9 protein-coding genes are annotated in these 9,087 nt (G+C 42.9%); all 9 read right to left on the bottom strand.

The genetic code is table 11. The features are described from left to right. Nucleotides 1-141: 141 nt before the first annotated feature. Complete coding sequence (locus tag ACO4PX_RS06230; RefSeq protein ID WP_007156244.1) at nucleotides 142-333, bottom strand: hypothetical protein; 192 nt, start codon at nucleotides 331-333, stop codon at nucleotides 142-144. Then, nucleotides 334-2,715 carry a tetratricopeptide repeat protein gene (locus ACO4PX_RS06225; protein ID WP_485572000.1) on the bottom strand — a complete coding sequence of 794 codons (2,382 nt, stop codon included), beginning with the start codon at nucleotides 2,713-2,715 and terminating at the stop codon, nucleotides 334-336. 21 nt (nucleotides 2,716-2,736) lie between these two features. Further along, nucleotides 2,737-3,369: a DUF421 domain-containing protein gene (locus tag ACO4PX_RS06220; protein WP_007156247.1), complete on the bottom strand. Its 633-nt coding sequence runs from the start codon at nucleotides 3,367-3,369 to the stop codon at nucleotides 2,737-2,739. A gap of 72 nt (nucleotides 3,370-3,441) precedes the next feature. Further along, nucleotides 3,442-3,891 carry a DUF3290 family protein gene (locus tag ACO4PX_RS06215; RefSeq protein WP_472450271.1) on the bottom strand — a complete coding sequence of 150 codons (450 nt, stop codon included), beginning with the start codon at nucleotides 3,889-3,891 and terminating at the stop codon, nucleotides 3,442-3,444. 1 nt (nucleotide 3,892) lies between these two features. Further along, a complete protein-coding gene (locus ACO4PX_RS06210) occupies nucleotides 3,893-4,264 on the bottom strand; it encodes a RidA family protein (protein ID WP_007156249.1) in 372 nt (123 codons plus the stop codon). Between the two features lie 178 nt (nucleotides 4,265-4,442). Then, nucleotides 4,443-4,931: an acetolactate synthase small subunit gene (gene ilvN / locus ACO4PX_RS06205; RefSeq protein ID WP_007156250.1), complete on the bottom strand. Its 489-nt coding sequence runs from the start codon at nucleotides 4,929-4,931 to the stop codon at nucleotides 4,443-4,445. Continuing rightward, nucleotides 4,931-6,565, bottom strand: coding sequence for a biosynthetic-type acetolactate synthase large subunit (ilvB, locus tag ACO4PX_RS06200; RefSeq protein ID WP_308578804.1), 1,635 nt, complete (start codon nucleotides 6,563-6,565; stop codon nucleotides 4,931-4,933). Before ilvB ends, ilvN begins: the two co-directional genes overlap by 1 nt. A 50-nt stretch (nucleotides 6,566-6,615) precedes the next feature. Beyond that, the gene (gene ilvA, locus ACO4PX_RS06195) at nucleotides 6,616-7,812 is read right to left on the bottom strand and encodes a threonine ammonia-lyase (RefSeq protein WP_183684466.1); all 1,197 of its coding nucleotides are present in this window, start codon (nucleotides 7,810-7,812) and stop codon (nucleotides 6,616-6,618) included. 61 nt (nucleotides 7,813-7,873) lie between these two features. After that, entirely contained in the window at nucleotides 7,874-8,887 is a 1,014-nt protein-coding gene (gene ilvC, locus ACO4PX_RS06190) for a ketol-acid reductoisomerase (protein WP_315270192.1), read from the bottom strand. Nucleotides 8,888-9,087: the final 200 nt, after the last annotated feature.

The following is a 9,087-nucleotide window of genomic DNA, read 5'->3' as shown; positions in this document are numbered from 1 at the left end:
TTAGAGAAATGGGCTTCCCGGTTTATAGCCTGGCAATCATTGAAGAAATGACTGACGAAGGACAAATCAGCTTTAGAGAGAACCCATAAATTAAGAGGGCTGTAAATCAAAATAGTTTGATTTACAGCCTCTCTTTTTTCTCTACTCTTCGTTCTTATCTTCTGTTTTTTCAATATCTTCTTTTTCTTTCTCTTTAATCATCTTATCCAAGCGTAGCCACATGATTTTATAAATCACCGCGGTTAAAACTACAATAAAGAGAAAGGAAAGAAGTAAAAACGGTAGAAGCCATTTGGCGTTCAAGCTCACAGCTATCACTATGCTTGTATTCATTTAACTGCGCCTCTCTCCCAAAACAAAAGCAAAGCTTGTAACAACGCCGTCTTTATTCTGCTTAATGTTCTGCATAGAAAGAGTCGGCAGGAAGGATACGGCGTCCTTTGCGGTAATACTTGGCAGATTTTCATCCAAATAACTCATCATGGCCATCTTAGAAACCTTGATTTCCGTCTCATAAGCCACTTTTCCGCTGGCTCTGCCGTTTTTCTTCTGATAGTAAACCTTTGCCGGGAAAAGATAGTAAGAAGAATGTTCTTTTCTCTGTTTACTTTCCACAACGACGATACTGTCCGGATGAGCGGCATACAAATCAGCTGCAAGGAAGGCACGCCTTCCATCCTCATCAAAATGTACCCCCTCTTTATTCTCCTGATTCCGAAGCATTACGCCGTCTTCCCCTACATAGTAAAGATTGTCAACCCAGGCATCCTTAATCATATGCCCATCCTGATCGAAGAAGTAGGTCTTTCCTTCCAAGTCCAGACGACCGGTCTGCATAGTTCCATCGGAATTGAGATAGTAACGTTCTCCTCCGATATCCTGGAAACCGCTTTGCATAATTCCATTTTCATCAAAATAGTAATACTTTCCGGCAATTTCCTTCCATCCGGTAACCCGATCTCCATTTTCATCGATGTAGGAACGTCCTCCCTCTTCATCTACAAACTGGGACAGATGATACTTCTCCGGATCCAAACTAATGCTAAAGCTCTTACTGTAGCTTTCTCCCATACTGCCGTCACTGGCTTGTGCATAGGCTGTCAAAGTGTAATTACCGTTTCGACTCAGCTTTATCGGAGCAAGATATTCCTCATTCTGAATATCCTCTTTTCCTCCACTTATGCTGTAAATGATTTTCTTTCCACTGCTTTTTAAGCTGATCTCCACAGGGTCGGTAAAACTGTCTCCCTGCAAATCCGATTCCACCTTGGGATCCAGAAGAGACAATGCTGTCTGAACCTCTGTATCCTCCGGGTAGAGCTTCTTCGCTTCTTCCAATGCCTTTACCGCCTCCTGATGTCTACCGGCCTTTCCATAGGCCTCTGACAAAAGAAGATAATATTTGCTGTTCTTCGTAAGGTTAGAGGGCATTCCTTCTAAAAGAGCTATCGCCTCGTCTCCCTTTTCAGACTGAACCAGCTTTGTTCCCTTCTTCAGTAAGTTATCATATTGGGTAGCAGGCAAGTTTTGATAACAAATATATGCAATGCCCAAAACGGGAATAATTGCTAAAGGAGCTGCCTTCTTCCATTTCTGCCAGCCCTTTTTCCATTCTCCCACTGAGGTTGGAGGAATGGCTGCCTTATCCTGGAAATCATCAGGATCATCAGGAATTTCCCCCTCAAAAGCCAGCTTTTCCTCCATTTCCTTACGTTTTTCCTGTAAGGAAAGGATTTTCTCCTCCGGCTCTTCTTCATCTTCCTGCACTTCTTCCCGGAAAAGTCCTCTTTCAATAAGGGTAATGGACTCGTCTTCTAAAGGACCTTCCTCCTCTTGAGACTCTTCCTCTTGAGGGTCTTTCTCTTGAAGCTCATCTTCTTGAGACTCATCCTCTTGAAGCTCATCCTTTTGAGGCTCTTTCTCCTGAAGCTCATCTCCATGAGAATCTTCTTTAGAATCTTCCTCAGTAAATACCTCCGGTACAAATTCTTGTATTCCGGCTTCCTCTTGTTCCGATGTTTCTTGTTCCGATATCTCTTCTTTCAGTCCTTCTTGTTCCGCTTCCTCTTGTATAGATTCCTGTACCTGAGCTTCTTCCGGCTGAGACTCTTCTTCCCCATGCTCTTCCTTCTCCCGGAAAAAGGCTTCAATGAAGCTGGCTTCTTCCTGTTCCTCTGAAAGAGCATCTCTATCGATTTCTTCCTGCTCTTTTGAAAGAGCAGCTGTATCGGTTTCTTCCTTTTCCCCTGAAAGTGTATCGGTATCGGTTTCTTCCTGTTCTTTTGAAAGAGCGGCTGTATCGGTTTCCTCTTTCTCTTCCGAAGCTACAGACTCCTTTACAGCCTCTGCTTGTACAGCTTTCTCCTCAAGTTCTTCCTGTGAAACATCTTCCTGTAAAACTTCTTCCTGTGAAAGTTCTTCTTGAATAGGCTCTTCCTCCGGTGCATATTCCAACTCTCCGGCCTCTTTTTGTTCCTCCAGGAATTCATCAACATTTTTCTTCAAAGGAAGATTTTCCAAAGACTCTTCCTCGCTCTCCGCCTCTTCCTGTGCCAACATCTGTTGTTTTAAAAATTCAGGTTCTTCATCCTTCTCCGGCTCTGGCTGAACTTCAATGTTTTGAAAGGGGGAGAAAGAAAGGTCAATCAATAAGCCACAGGTAGGACAAAACCGTTGATTTTCTTTTACTTCCGTACCGCAAACTTTACACCTCATAATCTCCTCCTTATTTTTTTATTAATAAAGGACAATGTTCAGATTTCCATTTTCGTATTCAGCCAAAAATACATCTGATACAGATTCAACTCCCTGTTCCTTTAGTCTTTCCAAAAGCCATTCCTCTGTCTTATCAATACTATCCAAAGCCTGAGCCTGAATTGTCCCATCCGTAATCAGAGGATATCTTGGGTTTTCTTCCCCCGACATTACTATGATTAGCTGTCCGTTCTGCTCCAGTACCGCTTGCTTAACGTTTCGAATACTATAGATATTATTGCTTCGTAACTTAAACATAATTTCGTGAGCAGTAAGCCCTGCCTTTCTACAAGCCTCTGTATCCAGTTTCCCTCTGCTAATCAACAAACTCGGCTCTCCATCTATGGCTTTTTTGAAAAAGGCGCTATTGGTTTTTAACCATCTTAAGCTCAAAACAAGGCAAACCCAAATCAATAAAATAATAAAATATTGTAAAAGCCCTATGTTCTCATTATATATTACACCACCGATAATGCCACCAAGAACGTAATTCTGTACTTGGTCGCTGGCAGAAGAAGGGGCTAAATTTCCTTTTCCGGTAAAATTTATGACCATTACAATGGACAAAAGTCCCAGTGCCAATTTAATGGTAATATTTATATAAGATACAACCATCTACTTCTCCTCCAAATTACATCAATACCTTATGACCCTTTAATTCTGCATAATACTTTAAGATACTATACTCTACTTCTCCACATCCACAATTTCTGTCTGAGGATTATACAAATTCATTTTTTCCAAAAGTATGTTTCCATCCACAGAAATAATACGGTAAAACTGATCTTCTTTGGTCTTAATAATCGCTCCATCTCTTGCCGCCTGGGTATTGATATACAAGTCCGTTTTATCTTCCTCCAATAGACCAGATGCCTGCTCAATCACTCTTAGAGCAGTGCTGTATTGATCATCAATTCTTTTATGGCTTTGATAGTTATTAATATGTACAGCAATTGTCACAAGCACCAAAAGTAAAGCAATTAATGATAACTCTCTATACTTAGTGGTTTTTTTATCTCTAAAAGACATAAACAATGCAAACAACAATAGAAGTGCCGAAATGGCTGCAAAGGTGATTTGCAGCCAGTTGGTCACTTCTATCCTACTTAATAAATATTCATAGGAATAAAATTTCATATTAGATCTCCGCAATAGCCTCGATTTCGCAAAGAACATTCTTTGGTAAGGTCTTTACTGCCACGCAAGAACGTGCCGGCTTGGAAGTAAAGTACTTCTCATAAATGCTGTTAAAGGTAGCAAAATCAGCCATATCAGCAAGGAAACAAGTGGTCTTGAAAACCTTGGAAATATCACTTCCGCCTGCCTCGATTACAGCCTTAACATTCTTGCAGCTCTGCTCAGCCTGTGCTGCGATGTCCGGTCCTGCAATCTCTCCTGTAGCAGGATCTACAGGAATCTGTCCGGAAGCAAATACTAAATTTCCTACAACATAGCCCTGAGAATAAGGTCCGATAGCTGCCGGTGCATTTGTTGTTGATACGTTTTTCATTGTACATCTCCTTTTCTGTGGAAAACAATTGAACATCTTTGATATTATCGCAAATCTTTTGTGAAAATTCAAGAAATACTCTATGGCTTCTTTTTTATTTTCTTCCTATTTTTCTCCCTGTTCTATGGAAAAATTATTATTTTTTTCTTATAATCCGGAATTTCTGCCTCTTCTCCTCTTAGGCATTTCCTTCCGACAGCTTTAACATCGCCAAGGTTCCGGTTCTGGCACATTCCAAAATGCTCACTGTCTTTAAAGTGTCAAGAAACATCTGGATTCTTTCCGGAGTATCACACATTTCAATCACCATCTGATTCTTACTAAGCTCCAGAATCTTAGCCCCCAGAATCTGACAGTTTTCCATAATATCCTTTCGGTTTTCCCGATTATAACGGAGCTTTACCAAAAGCAATTCTCTGGTAATCCCCTGGGTCTCCGTAAAGGTACGAACCTTAATAATATCCAGCTTTTTATTCAGCTGCTTTTCTACCTGTTCCAGTGTTTTTTTCTCGCCGCTGGAGACAATCACCATGTTGGAAACGGAATGATCCTCAGTTTCTCCTACAGTCAAGGAATCGATATTAAAGCATCTTCTCCAGAACAATCCTGCAACCTTTGCCAAAACACCGGACTGGTTTTCCACCAAAATAGAATATATTTTTTTCATCACACTACCTCATGACTGTCAATATACACTTCTAAAATTCCGCCTTCCTTCTTGCTAAGGAACGCAGTGATCTTAGAAGAAACTTCCTCATTTTTTGAAATGGCATCATAGGAAAGTCCGTAGGCCTTAGCCAAAATGGAAAGGTCGGGATTTCCTGTAAGATCCACCATGGTGAAACGGTCATGATAGGTTTTGTGCTGATATTGGTGAACCAAGCCCAATACTCCATTATGGAAGACAATCAGCTTAATGGGGATATTATATTGTTTCATGGTAGCCAATTCCATCATACTCATCTGGAAGGAACCGTCTCCCATAACTGCCACCACCTGCTTCTTCGGATCGGCAAGGTAAGCACCGATAGCTGCCGGCGTAGAATATCCCATAGTACCCATACCGCCTGAAGTAAGGAAGCGCCCGTCTTTCATTTGATAATTGGCGCAGGACCACAGCTGATTCTGTCCTACATCAGCCACATAAACCGCGTCCTGATTCAACTGCTTATTCAGCTCTTCCAGGAAATACTCGGGATGAACCAAATGATTTTTAGCCATTCCCTCTTCTTTCTTCTTCTGAAGAACTTTTTGAATTTCTCCCTTAATATTCTCCAATTCGGAAATCCAGGAGGAATAATGAAATTCTCCCTCTTCCTCCAGACAGGCATCCAACACGCTGGCAATATCTCCCACCAATGGAATCTCCGGTCCTGCATTCTTTCCGATTTCCGCGGGATCCACGTCGATGTGAATCAAGGTCTTATTATCTGTAATTAAGTCCGGCTGACTAATGGAACGGTCTGCTACTCTGGCCCCCATCATAATGATAAGGTCTGCATGATTCATAGCCTTATTTCCGTAGGGCTTTCCGTTATTCCCCACCATACCGAAGAAAAGGGGATCATTTTCCTCCATTACGCCAAGTCCCATCATGGTACAAACCACAGGAATATTGAATTTCTTGGAAAAAGCCCGAACCCTCTCCTTAGCATCTGCCAGGTGCACACCGCCGCCCACACAGAGAATAGGACGCTTTGTAGCTGCCAATCTCTGGAACATCTTTTTAATCTGCACCGGATTTCCCTGTACTGTGGGCTTATAGGTTCTCATCTTAACCTCCTCCGGATACTGGAATTTCCGAAGAGAAGCATTTTGTACATCAATAGGGATATCAATCAGAACCGGTCCCTTTCTTCCGGTCATGGCAATATGAAAGGCTTCCTTGAAAATCTTAGGAATTTCCTCTACATTTCGTACGGTATAGCTGTATTTTACAAAGGATTCACAGGCACCGCAAATATCTGCCTCCTGGAAGACATCGGAACCCAGTAAAGCACTCTCCACCTGTCCTGTGATTACAACCAAAGGAATACTGTCTGCAAAGGCAGTGGCGATTCCCGTGATAATGTTGGTAGCACCCGGTCCTGAGGTTACCGCACAGACCCCCGGCTTTCCGCTGATTCTGGCATAGCCGTTAGCTTCGTGGGCTGCATTCTGTTCCGTACGCACCAAAATGGAACGGATTTCGCTGTCTTCCAAGCTATCATAAAAGGGACATATCGCTACCCCGGGATAGCCGAAAACAAAGTCCACCTTTTCCAACTCCAAACATTTTACAATGGCAGCAGCTCCTGTCATCTCTCCTCCTACTCTATTTTTCCAATCCTTGGATAAACTCTTTCAACGCTCTAAAGAATAGTAAATCCTCTTTGAATAAAGGCTTGCTTAATTTGCTCAATATGGGCAAAGTCTCTGGTATCAATCTGTAAGGTCAGATGACATCCGTTAATGTCGGAATCCTCCACATTGTTATTGTGATCTACCTTGGTCACATTGGCTCCCTGCTCGGCAATAATCTTAGAAACTTCTTCCAGCTGTCCGGGCTTGTCTAAAAGAGGAATGGTAAGACTCGCTTTTCTTCCGGTTTTTAATAGACCACGGTTAATTACACGAGCCAGGATATTCACATCGATATTTCCGCCGGAAATAACCGCAACGACCTTTTTGCCTTTTACCGGAATTTTATTGAAAAGGACTGCCGCTACGGAAACCGCTCCCGCACCCTCGGAAACAATTTTTTGTCTTTCCATAAGAGTTAAAATCGCTGCGGCAGTTTCATCGTCTGTAACCGTCACCAGCTCATCCACATATTTTTCTACCATCGCATAGCTTAAGCTGCCCGGAGATTTTACCGCAATACCATCCGCAAAGGTATGTACTTCTTCCAGACTCTCCAGATGATGATCCTTCACCGCCTGCACCATGGAAGCCGCGCCCTGTGCCTGTACGCCGTACACCTTACATTTTGGATTTAATTTCTTAATTACAAAGGAAATACCGGAAATGAGTCCGCCTCCGCCTACAGGAACGACTACCGCATCCGCATCCTCCAGCTGATCCAAGATTTCCATTCCGATAGTCCCCTGTCCTGCCATAACATCCACATCATTAAAGGGATGAATAAAGACAGATCCATGCTCCTCCTGGAATTTCACCGCCGCTTCATAGGCATCGTCATAGACACCGTCTATCATTTTCACACTGGCCCCGTAGCTTCTGGTAGCCTCCACTTTGGAAATAGGGGCAATGGCCGGTAAAAAGATGGTGGACTTGGTGCCGCTGGCCTGAGCAGCCAAAGCCACTCCTTGGGCATGATTTCCTGCGGAGCAGGCTACCACTCCCTTTTTTCTCTCTTCCTCGGATAGGGTGGATATCTTAAAGTAAGCCCCTCGAATCTTAAAAGAACCGGTATTTTGTAAATTTTCCGTCTTTAAGTATAAATCACAATCTGTTTGAATTCTTGTTGCATGTACCAAATCCGTCTTATGTATTACGGGCTTTAAAACATGGGCTGCCTGATATACCCGATCCAATGTTAATTCCATCTTTCTACTTCCTTTTTCTTTTAAAAAAAGCGGCACAAAATGTGCCGCTGGCCTAGGGCAATTATCTCGCTTGATCCAAATCCTGAACCTGCTTCCATCCCATCTTCTGACGTAAATCCTGACCTGTCTTGGAAGCCAAGGTTTCTGCATGTTCCTCTCTCATTGCTAAGAAGTGAGGTCTTCCTGCCTGGTTCTCCAAAATCCAATCCTTCGCAAAGGTTCCATCCTGAATATCGGAAAGAATCTGCTTCATAGCCTTCTTTGCTTCCTCACCGATAATCTTTGGTCCTGCAGTATAGTCTCCATACTCAGCTGTATCGGAAATGGAATAACGCATTCCCTCAAATCCCGCATTGAAAATCAGGTCTACGATCAGCTTCATCTCATGTACACACTCGAAATATGCATTTTCCGGCTTATAACCTGCCTCAACAAGAGTATTGAAGCCTGCCTCCATCAAAGCGCAAACACCACCGCAAAGTACAGCCTGCTCTCCGAAAAGGTCTGTCTCTGTCTCTTCCTTAAAGGTTGTCTCTAAGATTCCGCCTCTTGCACCGCCGATAGCAGCTGCATAAGCCTTAGCCACATCCATAGAGTTTCCGGAATAATCCTGCTCACAAGCCACAAGGCAGGGAACACCCTTTCCGTCTACATACTGAGAACGAACGGTATGTCCCGGTCCCTTGGGTGCAACCATGATAATATTTACATTCTTTGGAGGAATAATGGCATGATAATGAATGTTGAATCCGTGAGCAAAAGCAAGAGTCTTACCTTCACTTAAGTTTGCCTGAATCTGATCCTTGTAAAGCTTAGCCTGCTTCTCGTCATTTACCAAAATCATGATAATATCGGACTTCTTTACAGCCTCATCTGTGTTGTATACGGTAAAGCCGTCTTCTCTTGCCTTATCAGCAGACTTGGAACCTTCATAAAGACCGATGACTACATCCACACCGCTGTCCCGTAAATTCAGGGCATGAGCATGACCCTGAGAGCCATAACCGATCACGGCAACCTTCTTACCGTTTAATAACTGTAAGTCACAATCCTTCTCATAGTACATAATAGCCATTGTTTTCTCTCCTTCTATACTTTTCCCCATAAGGGGATCCCTTGGAACAAATGCAGGGACTTTCCTCAAAGCACTGTTCCGCCTCTCTATTGTGAAGCCGAATTCCGGCATTTCACGACTTTATTCACCATCCATCTCCGAAAGAAGCTCTACCTTCCGTACGTCATATAATTTCTCCAACTGAGAAATTACCTGAGTAC

This window comes from Oribacterium sp. (genome assembly GCF_057249185.1).
The sequence above is the reverse complement of the archived record's forward strand: the minus strand, read 5'-3'. Positions and strand labels throughout refer to the sequence as shown.